Origin of the sequence: Vibrio sp. 2017_1457_13 (assembly GCF_030851525.1) — a bacterium.
Classification (GTDB): domain Bacteria; phylum Pseudomonadota; class Gammaproteobacteria; order Enterobacterales; family Vibrionaceae; genus Vibrio; species Vibrio metschnikovii.
The window spans coordinates 25,992-45,928 of record NZ_VHTA01000004.1; the positions used below are offsets into that span (position 1 = coordinate 25,992).

16 protein-coding genes are annotated in these 19,937 nt (G+C 45.4%); all 16 read left to right on the forward strand.

The window, feature by feature from the left end; genetic code table 11:
* The first annotated feature begins 12 nt into the window (after positions 1-12).
* The 16 genes from FKN88_RS06210 to tldD all read left to right on the forward strand — a co-directional run bounded on the left by FKN88_RS06210 (position 13) and on the right by tldD (position 19,919).
* Positions 13-1,233 carry a type II secretion system F family protein gene (locus tag FKN88_RS06210; protein ID WP_306687364.1) on the forward strand — a complete coding sequence of 407 codons (1,221 nt, stop codon included), beginning with the start codon at positions 13-15 and terminating at the stop codon, positions 1,231-1,233.
* 168 nt (positions 1,234-1,401) lie between these two features.
* Entirely contained in the window at positions 1,402-2,004 is a 603-nt protein-coding gene (locus tag FKN88_RS06215) for a prepilin-type N-terminal cleavage/methylation domain-containing protein (RefSeq protein WP_170904760.1), read from the forward strand.
* Positions 2,005-2,051: 47 nt separating this feature from the next.
* Entirely contained in the window at positions 2,052-2,531 is a 480-nt protein-coding gene (locus FKN88_RS06220; RefSeq protein WP_154169282.1) for a type II secretion system protein, read from the forward strand.
* 112 nt (positions 2,532-2,643) lie between these two features.
* Positions 2,644-3,126 carry a prepilin-type N-terminal cleavage/methylation domain-containing protein gene (locus tag FKN88_RS06225; protein WP_154169280.1) on the forward strand — a complete coding sequence of 161 codons (483 nt, stop codon included), beginning with the start codon at positions 2,644-2,646 and terminating at the stop codon, positions 3,124-3,126.
* Entirely contained in the window at positions 3,116-3,691 is a 576-nt protein-coding gene (locus FKN88_RS06230; RefSeq protein WP_154169278.1) for a prepilin-type N-terminal cleavage/methylation domain-containing protein, read from the forward strand. Before FKN88_RS06225 ends, FKN88_RS06230 begins: the two co-directional genes overlap by 11 nt.
* Entirely contained in the window at positions 3,691-4,470 is a 780-nt protein-coding gene (locus tag FKN88_RS06235) for a PilW family protein (RefSeq protein WP_306687365.1), read from the forward strand. Before FKN88_RS06230 ends, FKN88_RS06235 begins: the two co-directional genes overlap by 1 nt.
* Complete coding sequence (locus FKN88_RS06240) at positions 4,445-4,906, forward strand: MSHA biogenesis protein MshP (protein ID WP_154170705.1); 462 nt, start codon at positions 4,445-4,447, stop codon at positions 4,904-4,906. The genes FKN88_RS06235 and FKN88_RS06240 overlap by 26 nt, the downstream gene beginning before the upstream one ends.
* Complete coding sequence (locus FKN88_RS06245) at positions 4,899-8,948, forward strand: DUF6701 domain-containing protein (protein WP_154169276.1); 4,050 nt, start codon at positions 4,899-4,901, stop codon at positions 8,946-8,948. The genes FKN88_RS06240 and FKN88_RS06245 overlap by 8 nt, the downstream gene beginning before the upstream one ends.
* Before the next feature lie 159 nt (positions 8,949-9,107).
* A complete protein-coding gene (locus tag FKN88_RS06250; RefSeq protein ID WP_004396098.1) occupies positions 9,108-10,151 on the forward strand; it encodes a rod shape-determining protein in 1,044 nt (347 codons plus the stop codon).
* A gap of 177 nt (positions 10,152-10,328) precedes the next feature.
* Complete coding sequence (gene mreC / locus FKN88_RS06255; RefSeq protein ID WP_004396096.1) at positions 10,329-11,219, forward strand: rod shape-determining protein MreC; 891 nt, start codon at positions 10,329-10,331, stop codon at positions 11,217-11,219.
* Positions 11,206-11,694: a rod shape-determining protein MreD gene (gene mreD, locus FKN88_RS06260; RefSeq protein ID WP_040904712.1), complete on the forward strand. Its 489-nt coding sequence runs from the start codon at positions 11,206-11,208 to the stop codon at positions 11,692-11,694. Before mreC ends, mreD begins: the two co-directional genes overlap by 14 nt.
* Entirely contained in the window at positions 11,691-12,257 is a 567-nt protein-coding gene (locus FKN88_RS06265; RefSeq protein WP_154169274.1) for a nucleoside triphosphate pyrophosphatase, read from the forward strand. The genes mreD and FKN88_RS06265 overlap by 4 nt, the downstream gene beginning before the upstream one ends.
* Before the next feature lie 22 nt (positions 12,258-12,279).
* Positions 12,280-13,749, forward strand: coding sequence for a ribonuclease G (rng, locus tag FKN88_RS06270; protein WP_154169272.1), 1,470 nt, complete (start codon positions 12,280-12,282; stop codon positions 13,747-13,749).
* 12 nt (positions 13,750-13,761) lie between these two features.
* Positions 13,762-17,628, forward strand: a complete 3,867-nt coding sequence (locus FKN88_RS06275) for a YhdP family protein (protein WP_154169270.1) — start codon at positions 13,762-13,764, stop codon at positions 17,626-17,628.
* 15 nt (positions 17,629-17,643) lie between these two features.
* Positions 17,644-18,477: a carbon-nitrogen hydrolase family protein gene (locus FKN88_RS06280; RefSeq protein WP_154169268.1), complete on the forward strand. Its 834-nt coding sequence runs from the start codon at positions 17,644-17,646 to the stop codon at positions 18,475-18,477.
* Positions 18,474-19,919, forward strand: a complete 1,446-nt coding sequence (gene tldD, locus FKN88_RS06285; protein WP_154169266.1) for a metalloprotease TldD — start codon at positions 18,474-18,476, stop codon at positions 19,917-19,919. The genes FKN88_RS06280 and tldD overlap by 4 nt, the downstream gene beginning before the upstream one ends.
* Positions 19,920-19,937 lie beyond the last annotated feature (18 nt).

Below are 19,937 nucleotides of genomic sequence, written 5' to 3' on the forward strand. Positions count from 1 at the left end.
GCAGAGTAGATTATGCCGAGATACCACTATACCGGACGACATGCTGATGGCAGTAAAGCTTCGGGAACCGTTGAAGCGGCAACAGAAAATTTGGCTGCCGAAAGCTTACTCAATAAAGGTATTATTCCGACAGCGATCACTGCTAAATCATCCAGTCAAACTCCGTCGATTGATTGGCAAGCGTGGTTTATGCCTTCGCTGCCGCTTGAGGTTCTGGTGATTTTCTGTCGTCAGCTTTATAGCCTAACGAAAGCGGGAGTGCCGATTTTGCGCTCGATGCGTGGCTTAACTCAAAATTGTTCCAATAAGCAGTTACAGCGAGCATTAGAAGAAGTTGGCCGAGAGCTGACCAATGGCCGCAGTTTATCGGCGGCAATGCAAATGCACAGTCGAGTTTTCAGCCCGCTGTTTGTCTCAATGATCAATGTTGGGGAAAATACCGGTCGTCTGGATCAGGCTTTGCTGCAGTTGGCGAATTACTATGAGCAGGAAGTGGAAACCCGTAAACGAATTAAAACTGCTATGCGTTATCCAACCTTTGTGATCAGTTTTATCACCTTGGCGATGTTTATTCTTAACCTAAAAGTGATCCCACAATTTACCACCATGTTCAGTCGTTTCGGGGTTGAGCTGCCGTTACCGACGCGAATTTTAATTGGCATGTCGAATTTTTTTGTTAATTACTGGATGGTGATGATAGGAGCGATAGTTGCCTTATTGTTTGCATTCCGGACGTGGATCAATACTCGTAGTGGCGCTGAAACGTGGGATAAATTTCGTTTACGGATGCCGATTGTTGGTGGAATTGTTAATCGCGCGCAATTAGCCCGTTTTTCTCGCACTTTTTCCTTAATGCTTAAAGCGGGGGTGCCGCTCAACCAGTCGCTCTCTTTATCGGCTGAAGCGTTGGAAAATAAGTTTTTAGAGAATCGGATTCTAAAAATGAAAAGTGAGATCGAAGCGGGGACCAGTGTCTCAGTGACCGCGGCCAATGCCAATATTTTTACTCCGTTAGTGCTGCAGATGATTGCGGTGGGGGAAGAAACGGGCCGGATTGATGAGTTATTACTTGAAGTGGCTGATTTTTATGATCGTGAAGTCGATTATGAATTAAAAACCCTCACCGCACGAATTGAACCAATTTTATTAACCTTAGTTGCTGGCATGGTGTTGGTGCTTGCCCTTGGCATTTTCTTACCGATGTGGGGCATGCTCGATGCTCTGAAAGGTTAATATTATCCTGCGCTGATGAAATTAACGTGCGTTATCATTAGTCTTATTTTTAAGACGATGTAAAAATTTATCTGCTCAGCACAGTTTATTACTGTATTTCATTCTATAATCATCAGCATAGGTAAAGTATTACAGAGGTCATCGATGCAAATTACCCCTTTCACGACGATGCCTAATTTGTATCATCGGCAGCATATAACGCAACCATCAGAGCAGGGATTCTCTCTGGTTGAGTTAGTGATTGTCATTGTGATCATTGGCCTATTAGCCGTCGCGGCATTACCGAAATTTCTTGATGTGACTGATGAAGCGAAAAAAGCCAGTATTGAAGGCGTTGCCGGTGGCTTTGCGACTGGGGTGTTATCTGCCAGAGCGCAATGGGAAGCCAAATCGCGACCGAGTGTCGCCTCCGGTGAGCAAAATCAAAACAGTATTGATTACGATGGCGTGCAGTTTTGGCTCACGCGTGCCCAAGACAGCAGCGGTAATGCAACTGGGTTTCGAGATGGTTACCCGATCGCGGTCAATAATAACGGCAGCTTTCCTTCCGGCTTAACCGATCAAATCTGTGTCGATTTGATGGAAAATTTATTACAAAACCCACCGCCAGTGGCCAGCGCGTCTCAGGCGGGGGAAAGTAATAATTTGCGTTATCTCGCGCGAGCGAATAGTGCAGAGTGGCAGTGCGTTTATGTCCAGCAAGAGGGAAAAACCGCACACCAATTTGTGTATGAAATTACTACCGGACGAGTGACGGTGACCTTAAATTAACCCGATCATGAATTGTTAATTAAATCAAGAATAGAGAGAGAGTCATAATGAAAAAACAAGGCGGTTTTACCCTAATTGAATTGGTGGTGGTGATCGTAATTTTGGGCATCCTCGCCGTAACGGCAGCTCCACGATTTTTAAACTTACAAGGTGATGCGCGTGACGCTTCGCTACAAGGCCTAAAAGGTGCAATGCAAGGGGCGGCAGGGATAGTTTATGGTCGTGCTGCCATTGATGGACAAGAGTCTGTATCTTCAGCAAAAGTGACCATTTTAGGCACTGGTGATGTGGATGTAGTTTGGGGCTATCCTGCCGCCAGCGAAACAGGTATTGGGCGAGTTGTTACTGGGTTAGGTTCAAATGGTGATTGGGGTGTTGTTTCAGCTTCAACCTCTACTGGTAACTCAATTGCATATACTTTTAAGTCAGGCAATGTAGGTACTGAAACTAGCTGCTCAGTTGTTTATGCAGTTACTCCAGCGGTATCTTTCTCCGAACCTACAATTACAGTTAATAAATGTAATTAATTAGAATTTAAATTAAGCAGTTCGTTAAGCAGTAATTAAGCTGCTTAACGGCCTTTTATCTACACGTCATTTGGTTTGTTTTTCATTTCATACCCCAACCAGTGAGACAACGATGCGTCCATCACTCAGTCGAACATTGGGCTTTACCTTAGTCGAGCTGATCGTGGTTATTCTCTTGCTCGGTATTCTGTCTGCCTATGCGGCCAGTCGTTATTCGGGCACCAGTTCGGTCGCGGCGCTCACCACGCAACAAGAAATTCTTGCCTCACTGCGTTTAATCCAAAACCGCGCGATGCAGCGCACGGGTTATTGTAATCGCTGGTTAGTAATTGCTAACCAAGCTGGTCAAATATCACCACAGGCTGAAGCTGGAAGTTGCAGCAGCATTTTTGCTGCTGTTGATAACGATGTCTCTTGGGTGGAAGCTCCGAGTGGTGTGTTGTTAAGCTTTTCTCCACCTCACGGTTATCTTGATTTTGACTCCCTTGGTCGCGCGGCTCAATGCAGCGCTTCACCCTGTACCGTAACCATTTCCAGTGCAAGCGATCAGCGCCAAGTGTGTATTAATACTGAGGGCTATATTTATGCCTGTTAAGTCAATTAATCGAACGCGTGGTTTTACCCTAGTAGAAATGATCATTGTCATCACCATCACCGCGATTGCCATTACTGGCTTGGCAGCGGCGCTTTATCCGCGCTCGCAGCAGAGCGCCGAGCAGGTGATTGCGGTCAAAGCCGCTGAGCTGGGCAGAGCGGTATTGGATGAAATTTTGGGGCGTCAGTTTGATCACAATTCAGGCCCCAATGGCGGTTTGCCGGAGTGCGTGTTAGTCGCTACTACTGGCCGCGCGCAGTGCACAGTTCCTACCTCACTTGGGCCTGACAGTGCGGCTGGAGAAAGCGACCGAACGCTGTATAACGATGTGGATGATTTTATCATCACTACACCAAGACCGATTCAAGATGTGCTTGGTCAAACACTTGATAGCAGTTATCGTAATTTTACTGTTACCATTAATGTCTTTTATGAGCAGGATAATAGCGGTCAGTTTACTGGCGTTAATGCTAATCAGCTCAGCCATTATAAACGCATCGAGGTGGTGATTATTTATTCACAAGGCAATCGCTACCCGTTTGCCGCCATTAAGGGGAACTACTGATGGCGCGTGGTTTTACCTTAATGGAAATGGTGATTGCGATTATTTTACTCGGCATTGTTGGCCTGTTTTTGGGCAATATCGCCGGTCAAGCGATGGGGATCGCGGCGACCAGTTCGTCTCGTGAAGCGTTAATTCAGCAAGGACGATTTATTACTGAGCGCTTGAGCCGAGAAATTCGTGAGGCGGTGCCCAATAGTGTCATCGTCGAGAATAACTGCATTGAGTTTTTGCCGATCATTAATAGCGGCATTTATAGTCAATTGGCTAATAATACGGAACAACTGAAGTTTTTACCTCTCAAAAAACAGAATCTACTGCAAGGGGATCGACTGGTGGTGTTTCCAACCCAAGCACAGCCGCTACGCCAGTCGTTAAGCGATCCTGCCCCGCCAAGACAAGTTGCTCAGTTAGCGAATAACGTATTAATCACTACTGAAAACAGAGCGGAAATTGAGGTGACATTAACACGTGAAACCTTATTTTCTCTGCAATCGCCAGCACGACGGGTGTATCTGTATCGTGATCCAGTGGCCTATTGTTACATCAGTAGTGAACAACGAATCTATCGCTATCAAGACTATCCATTAACTCGCAGTCAATTAGCGCCAGCTCAATTAGGCTCTGGCGTCTTGATGGCTGAGAATATTAGTAGGGCTAACTTTGTGGTTGATACTCCTAGTTTACAACGTAATGGCCTAATTAAAATTGAGTTAACCTTTGCTGATCGCGGTGAAGAGGTGAGGTTTGATCATGATGCGCTTATCTACAACACGCCGTAGCCAGCAAGGCAGCGGCTTGGTGATCGTTATTTTTATCATCGTCGTGGTCGGCTTTGTCGCCGCGGTCGCTAATCGTAATCAACAGCGTAATAGTCAGCAGTTGGTGTCTATGGTGATGGGCACTCGCGCCGAAATGGCCGCCCGTTCGGCAGCAGAAATCGCGATTAGCCGCTATTATCAAGATAATGCACAAAGTAGCTGCCGCGTTGCTCAGTCAAATGCTCAGCTTTCAACACCAGATTATTCCCCTGTTGCACGTAACATTGAGTTTAATGGTGATGGCTTAGCGCAATGTAAGGCGCAAATCAGCTGTGAATATATCGGTGTGTTAGATAATCAGCAAACGGTACTGCAAATTACCAGCGACGGACAATGCAGCAGTGGCGGCTGGTCATGGCAACGGACAATTCAAGTGGGGGTGAGGGGTGATGAGTAGAATTGTATTTGCTTTGCTGGTTTTACTGGCTTCCTTTTCTTCCGTTGCAAGAGATTATCTGCTTTCCTCAGGCGCTACCAGTGCAGATTTACCCACGTGTAGCAGCAACAATTGGCTGCAAAGTGTCTCAGGTGGCATACGTACTTATCACTGCGCTAATGGCTCGGTCTCCCTCTCCTCTGGAGATAACATCACGGCTACTTCACAAGCGATCTTATCAGCGGATGCTGGTTTTAGTCTAGCAGGCGGCAATACGATTGGGTCGCCCACGGCGGTTGTGGATTTGGTTTCTTCTTATGGTGCAACAAGTTGGCAAGGGAGTAACAATCATCTTTTTGGCAGCTATCAAGCTACTAATACTCCAGTCACGTTCAACAATGTCAATGTACAAGGCTCAATTACCACAGGAGGAGCGATTGTCGTTCAAGGAGGAAGTGTGGGTGGCGATGTTCGCTCCAGTAAGCATGGCACTACACTTGAAAACACCAGTGTTCAAGGTGCGGTATTTGCGAATGGCAATATTATAATTGATAACTCGTCTGTCAGTGGAAGTATTGAAACACCAAATAACTCTTTGACGGTTACCGACTCCACCATTACGGGCAGTTTAACCGCTAATGGTAATATTATGGTGACTAGAGCAAATGTGTCTGGAAATATCACAACCCCGCATAATGCTATAACAGTATTAGACTCTGATATAGTCGGTAGTTTAACTGCTAACGGAGATATAAAAGTCACGAATTCTGAATTAAAAGGAGATGTTACGACATCAAATAATGGTATTGTTATTACCGAAACTAATGTTGTTGGTGATCTTTCTGCTAATGGTAATATTATTACGGACAACAGTTTTGTAACAGGAGATATTACTAGTACTAATAACCAAGTAACTTTAAATAATAAATCTTATATATTGGGAAATGTTACTGCAGGACGACCTGATTGGGGTACGGTTAATGTAAATGGAGGCAGCACTGTTACTGGAGTTTGTCAGTATAGAACAGTACCTGATAATGCTTGTGGTATCACGCCTGCTCTGAAGTGTTTTAATGATAATTTTAATCACTCAGATTTAACTCAAAATTGGGTTACGTTTAAAAGTAGTGGTGACTTTACTCCTAAAATAGTCGGTAATCGCTTGCGGCTTACCGAGGCTGTTAGAGAACAAGCGACAGCAGTCACTTATCAACGCATTTTTCCTGCCGCGGGAAACATAGTTCAAGTTGAATTTGAACATTATGCTTGGGCTAATATGTTAGGGGTTGGTGGCGATGGTATGGCAATTATTTTTTCCGATGCATCTGTTACTCCCAAAACAGGAGGATATGGTGGGTCATTGGGTTATGCTCCTCTAATAGAAATGTCAGTTCCAGTAAATAAACCGGGCTTTGCTGGTGGTTGGCTCGGGATTGGTATTGATGAGTATGGTAATTTTTCTAATTTTAATGAAGGGCGTAATGGTGGTGTAGGTTTTCGCTCTCAATCTGTTGCTGTAAGAGGTTCTCAGGCGAGTAATTACCTTTATCTAGCAGGCACACAAGCTAACTTAAGCCCTCCAATAGATGTAAGAGCGTATTGTACTAGAAATTTCTTGGGGAGATGTACTCAAACAGCTTTTGATGGCGAAGGTCCAAAGCATAAATATTTAATTACCATTGATTCCAGGAATCCTAGTAATGTTACGTTGAAAGTGGAAAGAAAATACAACTCGATATTAGAACCAGAAACATTAATTTATCGAGAACACTTAACTGCTATAAACAACATGGAGACGCCTGAAGATTTGTTCTTGTCGATCACAGCTTCAACTGGTGGTTCAGTCAATCATCATGAAATCGATAATTTCCGAGTTTGTGCTTTAAAATCCCGTGAGGTTGGTGAGCAGGTTGATCATTTCCGTTTTACTTTACCAGCGTCCAATGGGTTAACTTGCGATGCTGCTGATGTGCAAATTCGAGCGTGTGCTAATAGTAACTGTAGTGAGCTTTACCAGCAGCCAGTCAGTGTTAATTTAACGCCCAATGCATCTCCTTCTGCTAGTGGGGGATGGGAAGGTGGGAAACAGATTAACTTTGCTAATGGCATAGCCAATCTAAAGTTAAGGCGCAATACTCCAGGAAGTGTGATTGTAGGCGTACAAAGTTCCACGCCGTCTAGGAAACCATACACTACTAATTTGTGCAGTCGTGGTGGCGGTGCCTATTCAGCACAAAACTGTTCATTAGTTTTTTCTGATAGCGGTTTCATTATCGATGTCCCCCATGCTTATGCCAATCAATTAGTCACTGGAACTATCACTGCATTAAGTAAAGGAGATAACCCTGAACAATGTATCCCCAGTTTTGGTGATGTATCTAAAGAGGTCGCATTGTGGAGTAAATATAATACCCCTTCAGGAGGACCAGGGTTTTTAGCAATGAATGTTGTCGTGAATGGTTCACCGATTAGCAATAATAGAGAAGCTCTGAAATATCATAGCCTGTATTTTGATCAAAATGGTCAAGCCGAATTTCAACTTACCTATCGCGAAGCAGGGAGCTTAGCTTTCCATGCTCGTTTTAATGGCAGTGGCGATGAGCAAGATTTGCTTTTAGAGGGAAAAGCTAATTTTATTCGTGTACCTAAAGCTTTAATTGTACGTGCTGAGAATTACGATGGTAAAGATGAATTATGTGATAATGACCATATTAACTGCCCAATATTTGCACGTGCTGGTGAAGACTTTAAGTTAACCATCTCTCCTATTGCTTATTCATCCAATAATGATCATTTACCAATAAGTAACTTTGAGTACCAAGGTTTAGAGCTGACCAATAACGTTGTTGCTCCAGCAAAAATTGAACTAGGCGGTCGAGATGGTCAACTTAATAATCCTAGCTACGACCATCTACTGGGTGATACTACAACTATTTGGCGTAATATTAATGAAGTTGGCGTGTTTGAGTTTTCTATGAAACCGCCAACTGACTATTGGCTAACCGAAGCATCCGAAGCATCCGAACCATCATCTATCAATTTAGTGGAGGAAGGGTTAGAGATAGACGTTGTGCCTTCCGGCCCAATAGGCCGCTTTATCCCGGCTTATTTTGACGTCTCACCGATGACGGTCTCATTAGCCGCAGCTTGTAACAGCGATGAAAAGGCTTTTACCTACCTAGGCCAGCCGTTTGCTTATGCCAACAATCCTGGTCTCTATTTACAGCCCAAATCAGGTAGTGGTTCTGATACGCTTAATTATTTAATTGGCGATTGGTGGCGTTATAACAACCAATGGGCAGAGAGAGCTTATCATCACGTTGTTGATGATAATGACTTCCCGATCGATTTTACTAACGAATTGACAGAACCAGTGACGCGTCAATCAGCATCAACCAGTGGGGTGACCCTTAATGGTGAGCAGCTTAGCTATCAAAAACCGATAGATCCTATGCCTCCGTTCAATGCAGACTTTAACTTACACTTGTCAGTTAATGATCTAAGAGATAGTGATGGAGTCTGTTATCAAGCGGATTATTTCACCTCCTGTTTGGAATATACCTTTGAAAATATCGACCAAACCATGCCACTGTATTGGGGACGCTTAACCATTGAAGATGTGTTTGGTCCAGAAACGCAAGGCTTAGAGCAACCGATCTATGTAGAGCGCTACACCAGTAATGGTTTTGTTCGTACCACTGAAGATAATTGTACTGCATTGCCTGCGATTACTGGTTTTATATTGCAATCGGACGATTATATGGTAGTGACTGGGGACAGTGCTGTTCCGCCGCAAGTATTAGCTGAGCATACTGCTGGCAATTTTGCCCAAGGTAAACGTATTGTCCGCTTTAGTGCCCCCGGTGCTGGTGTGCGTGGTGTAATTGATACTATGTTGAACCTTAATACGCACAACCTGATGTGGCTAGCTGAACCTGACGATGAAAAAACCTTAGAAGATCAGCCTTGGCAATATTACTTTAAAGATTCCACACAAGGGCAAGTTCAATTTGGCTTATATCGAGGCAATGACCGAGTTATTTGGTGGCGTGAGACCAATTAAGCGACTTATTGTCGCTCAGATCGATGCTTAAGTTAGGGAATGGTCAGAAATTATGGGTTTTCCTTCATGTTTATGGATCAACGCCTTGCTGTGATTGCAAGGCATTGGTACATTTAGTGCAATTTTCATTTTATTCACCTTGCAGGACGAACGAAGATTATGTTTAAGAAACTTCGTGGCATGTTTTCCAATGACCTATCAATAGATTTAGGTACTGCCAACACGCTTATTTATGTAAAAGGTCAAGGGATTGTCCTTAATGAACCTTCTGTTGTTGCCATCCGCCAAGATAAAGGGCGCGGTGGTAAAACTGTGGCTGCTGTCGGCCATGCGGCTAAACAAATGCTTGGCCGTACGCCGGGTAATATCTCTGCCATTCGTCCAATGAAAGATGGCGTAATTGCTGATTTTTATGTAACCGAGAAAATGCTACAGCATTTTATTCGTCAAGTGCATGACAACAGCGTATTAAAACCAAGCCCTCGCGTTTTGGTTTGTGTGCCTTGTGGGTCGACTCAAGTTGAGCGCCGCGCGATTCGTGAATCAGCGCTTGGCGCTGGTGCTCGTGAAGTCTATTTGATTGATGAGCCAATGGCGGCGGCGATCGGTGCTGGTCTTCGTGTTTCTGAGCCAACCGGTTCAATGGTGATCGATATCGGTGGTGGTACTACCGAAGTGGCGGTTATCTCGCTAAACGGCGTTGTTTATTCATCTTCCGTGCGTATCGGTGGTGACCGTTTTGATGAAGCGATCATTAATTATGTGCGTCGTAATTACGGCAGTTTGATTGGTGAAGCAACCGCAGAAAGAATCAAACATGAAATTGGTTCTGCCTATCCTGGCGATCAAGTGCTTGAAATTGAAGTGCGTGGTCGAAACTTAGCGGAAGGGGTTCCGCGGAGTTTTACCCTTAATTCCAATGAAATTCTCGAAGCCCTACAAGAGCCGCTAAGTGGAATTGTTTCTGCAGTAATGGTCGCTTTAGAGCAGTGTCCGCCAGAGCTGGCTTCAGATATCTCTGAGAATGGCATGGTACTGACCGGTGGTGGCGCACTACTGAAAGAGCTCGATCGTTTATTGACCGAAGAGACGGGTATTCCTGTGGTGATCGCTGATGATCCGTTGACCTGTGTTGCTCGTGGTGGCGGTAAAGCATTAGAAATGATTGATATGCACGGCGGCGATCTGTTCAGTGACGAGTAATGGCGAATAATGCCCTATCTGCTTGCAGCGTTAGTGGTATTGGCTAAGTTAGTAGACCCCAACACATAGTGTTTACCTATGCGTTGGGGTTTGTCTACCTGTCGCCTTACTGCAACGCCAAGTTGTTTGGGTACAGGTGTCGCCTGATGCCTGAATCAACATTTGGGATTATTTAACATGAAGCCTATATTTGGTCGAGGACCCTCTTTACAGCAACGTCTCTTTTTCGCCGTGATCGCTTCAGCCAGCTTAATGCTAGCTGACAGTCGTTTAGATGCCTTCTCTCAGGTCCGTTTTCTCTTAAACAGTGCTGTGGCGCCGATTCAATACGCTGCTGATTTACCGCGCAGTATGTTTGATGGTTTCTATGATCGATTCAGCTCTCGTCAGCAACTGATGGAGAGTAATCATGGTTTAAAACGTGAAGTATTGATCTTGAAAAGTGATCTCATTTTGTTGGATCAATATCGTGAAGAGAACCAACGTCTGCGTAAGTTACTTGGGTCGTCTTTTGTCCGTGATGAGAAAAAAGTGGTTGCTGAGGTGATGGGGGTCGATACCTCACCTTATCGTCATCAAGTCGTGATCGATAAAGGTCGAGTGGATGGCGTTTATGAAGGTCAACCGGTCATTAATGAAAAAGGGATTGTCGGTCAGGTGACGTTTGTCGCCGCACATAATAGCCGAGTTCTACTATTAATCGACCCTAATAGCGCCATACCCGTGCAAAATATTCGTAACGATATTCGTGTGATTGCTTCCGGTAATGGACAAACGGATGAGATTCAACTTGAGCACATTGCCACCAGTACGGATATGAACGTAGGAGATATGTTAGTGACGTCTGGATTGGGAGGGATTTACCCAGAAGGTTATCCGGTGGCTTATATTGCTGAAGTGGATAAAGATACTCGACGTGAATTTGCCGTGATCAAAGCCACTCCGGTAGTTGATTTTACCCGTTTGCGCTATTTGCTGTTGATTTGGCCGAATGAAGATCGGCAGCAAAAGGTATTACAAGCCACGCCTCAACATATGCTTAAGGAGGCACGACATGGCTCGCAATGATTGGTCAAGCCGCTTAGTGATTTGGGGCTCATTTTTATTAGCGCTAATTGTACAAACGATCCCTTGGCCGGGGACATTAGATCTACTGCGTCCTTCTTGGTTGCTGTTAGTGATCTGCTATTGGGTAATGGCCTTACCTCATCGGGTTAATGTCGGTACTGCATTTATCATGGGCTTGTTGTGGGATCTTTTACTCGGCTCCACACTCGGCATTCGTGGCATGATGATGTCCATCGTGATTTACCTTGTTGCGGTTAACTTTTTATTACTGCGTAATATGGCACTCTGGCAGCAAGCGATTGTGATTGCTTTATTAGCGATGGGGTTAGAGGTACTGATTTTTTGTGGTGAGTTTTTAATACAAGATGTCACTTTTAACCCTTTGTCACTCTGGAGTGGCGTGATTAGCTGTATACTTTGGCCATGGATGTTTTTATTACTGCGCCGTATTCGTCGCCATTGGAATATAAAATGAACCATAAAAAATTACTGCTCGCCTCAGGTTCTCCGAGGCGACGTGAGCTATTGGCTCAGTTGGGATACGATTTTGATATTGTCGTGCCTAATGTGCAAGAACAGCGTCAAACAGAAGAATCTGCCCAAGATTATGTGTTACGTCTCTCTGAGGATAAAGCACGCGCAGGGTTGGCGATGGCTAACTCAGACGCGGTTGTACTCGGGTCGGATACGATTGTTGTCTTGAATGAACAAGTGCTGGAAAAACCGCAAGATTTTGCTGATGCTCGACGCATGCTGTTACAGCTCTCTAATACTAACCATCAAGTGATGACCGCGGTAACGGTGGTCAGTGCTGATCGCCAGCGCTCGATACTGGTCACTACCGAGGTGTGGTTTAAAGCATTATCTGAACCAGAGATTGAGCATTATTGGCAAACGGGTGAGCCTTGCGATAAAGCGGGCAGTTATGCCATTCAAGGATTAGGGGGACGCTTTGTCACTCGAATAGAAGGCAGTTATTACGCCGTGGTCGGCTTGCCTCTTTATGAAACGGACCAGCTCTTGCACGAATTTTTATAACTTACATCATTGAGGTGCGCTCATGAGTGCGGAGTTGTTGTTAAACGTTACCCCAAGTGAAACTCGGGTAGCGATGATTGAAGGTGGAGTACTGCAAGAGATCCACATAGAACGCGAAGCCAAACGGGGTATTGTCGGAAATATTTATAAAGGTAAAGTCAGTCGTGTCTTACCCGGTATGCAGGCGGCGTTTGTTGATATTGGTTTAGATAAAGCGGCATTTTTGCACGCCTCTGATATTGTGCCCCACACGGAATGCGTTGCTGAAAACGAGAAGCAACAGTTTAAGGTGCGCGACATTTCTGAGCTCGTGCGTCAAGGGCAAGATATTGTGGTGCAAGTGGTGAAAGATCCATTAGGCACCAAAGGCGCTCGCTTAACCACGGATATCACGCTTCCTTCTCGTTATTTGGTTTATATGCCGGGTGCCATTCATGTCGGTGTTTCGCAACGCATTGAAAGTGAGCGAGAGCGAAATCGTTTAAAAAGTGTCGTCGGTCAATATTGTGATGAACATGGCGGCTTTATTATTCGTACCGCAGCCGAAGGGGCGAATGAAAAAGAGTTAGCACAAGATGCTGCGTTTTTAAAACGGCTATGGACCAAAATCATGGAGCGGCGTGCGAAATACAAAACGCGTACCACGTTGTATGGTGAGCTGGGCCTAGCGCAACGAATTTTGCGTGATTTTGTTGGTACTGAGTTAACCAAGATTTTGGTCGATTCGCGAACAGAATTCGATAATTTGCTTGAATTTACCTCTGAATACGTCCCTGAACTGACCGATAAATTAAGCTTGTATGAAGGCGATAAGCCGATTTTTGATATGTATGACACCGAGAATGAGATTCAGCGTTCGTTAGAACGAAAAGTTGAGCTCAAATCGGGTGGCTACTTGATCATTGATCAAACTGAGGCGATGACCACCGTGGACATCAATACTGGGGCTTTTGTTGGGCGTCGAAATCTCGAAGAAACGATTTTTAATACCAATGTTGAAGCGACTCAAGCCATTGCGCGCCAGCTTCGACTGCGTAATCTTGGCGGGATCATCATCATTGATTTTATCGATATGATTTCAGATGACCATCGTAAGCGTGTATTGGCCTCTCTTGAAGCGGCGTTAAGCAAAGATCGAGTAAAAACCAATATCAATGGTTTTACTCAATTAGGCTTAGTGGAAATGACCCGTAAACGAACTCGCGAAAGTATTGAACATGTTCTGTGTTCGACTTGTCCAACTTGTGAAGGGCGTGGCAGCGTAAAAACCGTTGAGACGGTCTGTTTTGAAATTTTACGTGAAATTACCCGAGTGAATCGTGCTTATGACGCCGATAAATTTGTCGTGTATGCCTCACCGGCCGTCGCGGATACCTTGCAAGGGGATGAGTCTCACTCACTTGCGGAATTAGAGGTGTTTATTGGTAAGCAAGTTCGTATTCAAGCGGAACCTTTGTATGTACAAGAGCAATTTGATGTTGTCATGATGTAAGTAGGATTGTGAGTGCTTTCGATATTAACTCGCCTTAGGCGGATAGTGTTGTGGTTACTGGTAAGTCTGTTGGTGGTGCTGGCCTTGGTCATCACCACTTTACGTATCGTCTTACCAGAAATGAATCGTTTTAAAGACGAGATTCAACAGTGGGTTGGTGAACAAACCCAAATTCAAATTACCATTGCCGATGTGCGTGGCTTTTGGCGTAATACCCATCCTTCGCTTGCTCTGCAAGGGGTTCAGGCGAACCTGCCTGATGGCAGTCAAATACAACTTGAAACCGCACGGATTGATGTCGAGTTTGATTTATTAGAAAGCTTCAGACAGCGATCGCCTGTGGTGGCCAATCTCGTTATTCATCAATTAAATCTCGATGTTCGTTCTGTTGATTGGTTGGCAATCAACCAAGCATCGGATGAGCCATCAAACCAAACGGGTGATCAAGGACGAATTCTACAGCGCTTAGACGATTTATTCCTACGTCAGCTCGATGATTTTTCTATCCAAGATTCGACCATTCTTTATCAAACGATGGCGGGCGACTTTCGTCAATTAGATGTCGAAAAACTGCATTGGAAGAATCGTGGACGCCAACACATCGCGGAAGGGATCATCAGTTTAGCCGATAGCGAAATTAACTCATTAAAAGTTAGTGCTCACTTTAAAGATCATGGTTCATTGCGTGATGTTTCGGGGCAATTTTATATCAGTGCCGATAAACTGCGAGTCCGTCCGTGGTTAACGCGTTATTTGGCTGATGCCACGGGAATTGAGCGTGGTTTGATCAGTTTTAATGCTTGGGTCACGTTGCAGCATAATCAGCCTATTGATGGTTATGTTGAACTCAAACCTTCAGAGCTCGCGTGGCATGATACGGAACGGCATGAGTTACTGCTAGAGTCGGGGATTGTTCAACTCTTTCCAACAGAAAATGGTTGGCAAGTTAGCGCTCACTCACTCAAATTGCGAACCGATGATAATCCATGGCCGGAATTGGATTTCGCTTTAGATTGGCAGCCACAAGGTTGGCGATTGAATGTCTCTCAACTGGCACTACCCACCTTAACGCCATTGGTCAGACTGATACCAAATTCACAAACAGCGCAAAGCTGGCTTGCACATTTAGAACCCCATGGTTTGTTGGATGATGTGCGACTGTCAGTGAATCAAGACGATGATATCCAGTATTCTGTTCGAGTGAATCAAGGCGGGATTAAGCAGTGGGATTTGTTGCCCGGGATCGAGCATCTGCAAGCTACTATCCGAGGGACGGCAGAGAGCGCCGTGATACATGCGAGCTTGACTGATGAAACTCTGCCTTATGGTGATGTGTTTCAAGCGCCGCTGTCTCTGCGTCAAGGCGCGGTTGATCTGGTGTGGCAGCGTGATGAAAACGGTTGGCGTTTATGGGCCGATAAGGTAAGCGCTGCGACCGATGATCTTCAAGTATTAGGTGCATTTCGGCTTGATTTTCCGGCGCAAGGAGAGCCCTTCTTATCTTTTTATGCCGAAGCCGATCTCTACAATGCGGGCGAAACGTGGCGTTATTTACCTACGAGAGCACTGGGCCAGTCTCTTACCGATTACTTATCGACATCGATTCAGGGCGGTAACGTTGATACCGCTAAATTACTTTGGTATGGCGAACTAGCCGCGTTTCCTTATCAGGATAACAACGGTATTTTCCAAGCTTGGGTCGGTTTAAAAAACGCGAAATTCAGCTTTGATACCGCCTGGCCAGCGATCACCGATCTACAGCTTGATCTACTGTTTGAAAATGAATCCATGTACCTTGATTCTCGGTCAGCGACATTAATGGATGTCGAGGCGGAGCGGATTGTTGGACAAATTGCTCACTTGTCTGAAGATGGTTGGTTAGAACTCAGTGCCACAGTGAAAGCTCAAGGTAATGCAGTGCGAGATTATATGACCGCAAGCCCATTAGTCGATTCCGTTGGCGCTGCATTAACCGCGATTGACGTACGTGGGCTGGTCAATTCTCAGTTCCAATTAGCGATTCCTTTTGCGCATGGTCATGATGTTCGAGCGTGGGGGTGGGCCGATTTGATGAATAATCAGGTTGAGATCAACACGCCACCAATGACGTTAAATGGTGTATCGGGACGAATTCATTTTGATAATGATCAGGTCTCGGCCGCAGGGCTAACCGGCGAGCTGCTCACACAACCGATTTCCTTTGATTTTAAAGGTGAGAGTGCCGCGCAAGGTTATCATGTCGGAATCGATTTAGTCGGTGACTGGGATATCTTGCCGTTAGCGCCTTATGTCGGTGAGCACTGGATAGCGCCGGTCACTGGTCATGCGCCTTGGCAAATGGGGGTCAATATTCAGCTCAATGATGTTGGCTTTACTTATCAAATCGATGCACAGGCTAATTTACAGTCTATCGCGAGTGACTATCCATATCCTTTGGGTAAACCTGCCAACCGTCAAGGCACAGCACGTTTGCAAGCCTCAGGTAACCAGAAAACGGTGTCCGCTCGTTTACAACTGCCTGATGCGAAGTACCAAACTGAGATTGATATTACTCAGCCAGTGCCACACTTAACGGCAAGCTATTTGTTGCTGGGGCAAGGCAGTTTTAAAATGAGCCCTGTCGCCGGACATGATGTTCAGATTCGCAGTGAGAGATTTAATCTTGATCAATGGCTGGATATTCTTGATCAGCAACCGGATAGCCAAGCGGTTAGTGTGTTAGCTGAGTTGCAAACACCAAGTCTGCCGATTCCTGAGCGAGTCGACGTTGATGTCCAAGAGCTCACTTTCGCTGGTTTAGAGTGGCATGATGTTGCCTTCAGTGCACGCCAAAAAAATCTTGGATGGTCAGTAACGGTCAATAGCCAAGAGGTGCAAGGCCAAGCCAGTTATATTCAACCTTATGATCTGACGGTGGCTTTACAACGTCTCCACCTCTATCTTCCACAGCTCGATCAACATCAAGGTCACAGTCTGTTGATTGATAGAGAAAAGCAAGATGCGCCACTGATCTCCGAGTTTGATCGCCGTTTTCATCAGTTAATGCCGAATCTCACTCTCGTGATTGATGATTTTTGGCTACAAGGATACAGCGTCGGTAAGCTGAGTATGGACTTTCAGCGTCAGGGCGATACTTTAGCTTGGAAAAAAATTGATATTGTCAGCGGTACCAATCAAATCAATATTAGTGGTGAGTGGACACTAACTGAAGATCACAGTCATACCCTGATGAATATCGATATGCAAGGCGAGAATAACAGTGATCTTATGGAACGTTTTGGGATCACCTCAGGGATACAACGAGCCCCCTTTTCGCTGAAAAGTCATAGCGAATGGGACGGTGCGCCATGGTCGATGCGCATTAATACCTTACGGGGTTCGGTAGAAACGGAATTAGGTAAAGGGGTTATTTCTAATGTCAGTGGGGCGGCGAATCTGCTTGGATTATTCAGTCTCGATTCGATCATTCGTAAAATGCAGCTCGATTTTAGCGATATTTTTGACAAAGGGATGGCGTTCAGCCGTATAACGGGTAGTGGAGATATCGAGCAAGGTATTTTTGTGACCAATAATATTAAAATGGATGCGATTGCTGGTGAGATGACTATCCGCGGTATGGCGGATCTCAATACCCAGATGGTGGATGCACAAGTGAACTTTGTTCCTGATCTTACCTCTGGGATCCCTGTGATGACAGCGTTTGCCGTTACTCCAGTTACCGCCTTATATGTGTTAGCGATCACTACGGTTATTTCACCGGTCGTTGAGGTGTTTACTCAAGTTAATTATGAGGTTAAAGGGCCTTTGAACTCGCCGAATGTACGTGAAATATCACGTCGTAAAGGGGAATTTAAGTTGCCTGAGCGACTAAAAAAATAAGCCAAGGAGAGAATCATGCTGCGAATAGGATTGGTGCAAATGACGTCAAGTGACGTCGTAAATGATAACCTAAGCTACATTGAACAGCAGGTCGCCCAGCTGGCGAGCCAAGGCGCACAATTGATAGTCACGCCAGAAAACGCGACCCTATTTGCTAGCCATATGCAATACCAGCAAAATGCAGAGCCATTGAATGTAGGACCTATTCAGCAGCGGTTCGCTCTATTGGCTAAACAGCATCAGGTTTATTTACTGCTGGGGAGCTTACCCATTCGGCGCACAACGGGGATCACCAGTACCTCGATTTTATTCGGACCTCAGGGCGAATGGCTAGCAGACTATGATAAGCTACACTTGTTCGATGTTGATGTCGCTGATCAGCATCGCTGTTATCGTGAATCGTCGTTATTCTGTGCGGGGCAGCGCGTAGTGGTAGCGAACACGGGATTGGCTAATTTAGGCTTATCGATTTGTTATGATCTGCGTTTTGCTACCTTATACAGTGAGCTACGCCGAAAAGGTGCACAAATTTTACTGGTCCCTGCTGCGTTTACCGCTGTGACTGGTCAAGCCCACTGGGAGTTGTTATTACGGGCGAGAGCGATTGAAACCCAGTGTTGGGTCGTCGCCGTTGGACAAACAGGGCAGCACGCAGGGGGAAGGCAGACTTGGGGACATTCGATGGTGATCAACCCTTGGGGAGAGATCACCGCCGCTCTCGGTCCTGAAGCCGATAATCTCTTGGTCGATATTGATTTACGCTCGCTGCAAACTATTCGTCAAAACATGCCCGTGCTTGAGCACACACGTTTTCATCATCAATTTATAGAGAAAAAGAATCCGCTATGAGTATTACCCGTATTGAACAAGCGTTACTCGCCCCAACCGGCCTGACTGAACAGGATATTGCTGACACGCTAGCCAGTATCATGACTCGCGATATTGATTATGCTGATCTCTATTTTCAATCGAGTTGGCATGAATCGCTGGTTTTAGAAGATAGCATTATTAAAGATGGTTCATTTAATATCGACTGTGGGGTTGGTGTACGGGCGATCAGCGGTGAAAAAACCGGTTTTGCTTACTCGGATCAAATTCAGCTTGATGGATTAAAGCAAAGTGCGATTGCCGCACGAGGCATTGCGACTCAAGCCAAAAATGGTCAGGTTCAGGCGTTTCGACGCAGTGATAACCAAGCATATTATGCGGCGGATAACCCATTAGAGAATTGGCAAAAACAGAAAAAAACTGAGCTACTACAACAGCTCGATGCTTATATTCGAACCAAAGAGCCTTTGATTCAAGAAGTCTCGGTGAGCCTGAGTGGGGTTCATGAACAGATGCTGGTTGCGGCAACCGATGGGACTTATGCTGGTGATATTCGTCCGTTGGTGCGTTTATCGATCTCCGTGTTGGCTAAAAAAGGCGATCGTCGTGAGCGCGGCAGCGCAGGAGGCGGCGGCCGATTTAATTATGATTACTTTTTAAATGAAGAAAATGGCCAAAAAATTGCTTTTGCCTACGCCGATGAAGCGATTCGCCAAGCGTTGGTGAATTTAGAAGCGGTGGCGGCTCCTGCGGGTACCATGCCAGTAGTATTGGGTTCTGGATGGCCTGGTGTCTTATTGCATGAAGCAGTAGGCCATGGCTTGGAAGGTGATTTCAATCGTAAAGGGTCTTCTGTTTTCTCTGGAAAAATCGGTCAGCAAGTGACCTCTAAGCTGTGCACGATTGTCGATGATGGAACGTTAAAGGATTTACGTGGTTCATTGAATGTCGATGATGAAGGGGTCCACGGTCAATACAATGTGCTGATTGAAAAAGGCGTGCTTAAAGGTTACATGCAAGATAAGCACAATGCGCATTTAATGGGCGTTGCCCCAACGGGGAATGGTCGCCGTGAATCCTATGCTCATTTGCCGATGCCTCGTATGACCAATACCTATATGTTACCCGGCGAGCATACTCCAGAAGAGATCATTGCCAGTGTTAAGAAAGGGATTTACGCGCCTAATTTTGGGGGTGGTCAAGTGGATATTACCTCTGGAAAATTTGTTTTCTCGGCCTCAGAGGCGTATTTGATTGAAAATGGTAAAGTGACACGCCCTATCAAGGGAGCGACATTAATTGGCTCTGGTATTGAAGCGATGCAGCAAGTCTCAATGGTCGGTAATGACCTTAGTATTGATCGCGGTGTTGGTGTCTGTGGTAAAGCGGGACAAAGTGTTCCGGTCGGTGTTGGCCAACCAACGTTGAAGTTGGATGCGTTAACTGTGGGTGGGACAGAATAATTGACGGAATAAAATCGG

Excerpts from the sequence above, each read along its gene's own strand:
- FKN88_RS06210 (WP_306687364.1), top strand. The coding sequence starts at position 13 with ATGCCGAGATACCACTATACCGGACGACATGCTGATGGCAGTAAAGCT.
- FKN88_RS06215 (WP_170904760.1), top strand. The coding sequence starts at position 1,402 with ATGCCTAATTTGTATCATCGGCAGCATATAACGCAACCATCAGAGCAG.
- FKN88_RS06220 (WP_154169282.1), top strand. The coding sequence starts at position 2,052 with ATGAAAAAACAAGGCGGTTTTACCCTAATTGAATTGGTGGTGGTGATC.
- FKN88_RS06225 (WP_154169280.1), top strand. The coding sequence starts at position 2,644 with ATGCGTCCATCACTCAGTCGAACATTGGGCTTTACCTTAGTCGAGCTG.
- FKN88_RS06230 (WP_154169278.1), top strand. The coding sequence starts at position 3,116 with ATGCCTGTTAAGTCAATTAATCGAACGCGTGGTTTTACCCTAGTAGAA.
- FKN88_RS06235 (WP_306687365.1), top strand. The coding sequence starts at position 3,691 with ATGGCGCGTGGTTTTACCTTAATGGAAATGGTGATTGCGATTATTTTA.
- FKN88_RS06240 (WP_154170705.1), top strand. The coding sequence starts at position 4,445 with ATGCGCTTATCTACAACACGCCGTAGCCAGCAAGGCAGCGGCTTGGTG.
- FKN88_RS06245 (WP_154169276.1), top strand. The coding sequence starts at position 4,899 with ATGAGTAGAATTGTATTTGCTTTGCTGGTTTTACTGGCTTCCTTTTCT.
- FKN88_RS06250 (WP_004396098.1), top strand. The coding sequence starts at position 9,108 with ATGTTTAAGAAACTTCGTGGCATGTTTTCCAATGACCTATCAATAGAT.
- mreC (WP_004396096.1), top strand. The coding sequence starts at position 10,329 with ATGAAGCCTATATTTGGTCGAGGACCCTCTTTACAGCAACGTCTCTTT.
- mreD (WP_040904712.1), top strand. The coding sequence starts at position 11,206 with ATGGCTCGCAATGATTGGTCAAGCCGCTTAGTGATTTGGGGCTCATTT.
- FKN88_RS06265 (WP_154169274.1), top strand. The coding sequence starts at position 11,691 with ATGAACCATAAAAAATTACTGCTCGCCTCAGGTTCTCCGAGGCGACGT.
- rng (WP_154169272.1), top strand. The coding sequence starts at position 12,280 with ATGAGTGCGGAGTTGTTGTTAAACGTTACCCCAAGTGAAACTCGGGTA.
- FKN88_RS06280 (WP_154169268.1), top strand. The coding sequence starts at position 17,644 with ATGCTGCGAATAGGATTGGTGCAAATGACGTCAAGTGACGTCGTAAAT.
- tldD (WP_154169266.1), top strand. The coding sequence starts at position 18,474 with ATGAGTATTACCCGTATTGAACAAGCGTTACTCGCCCCAACCGGCCTG.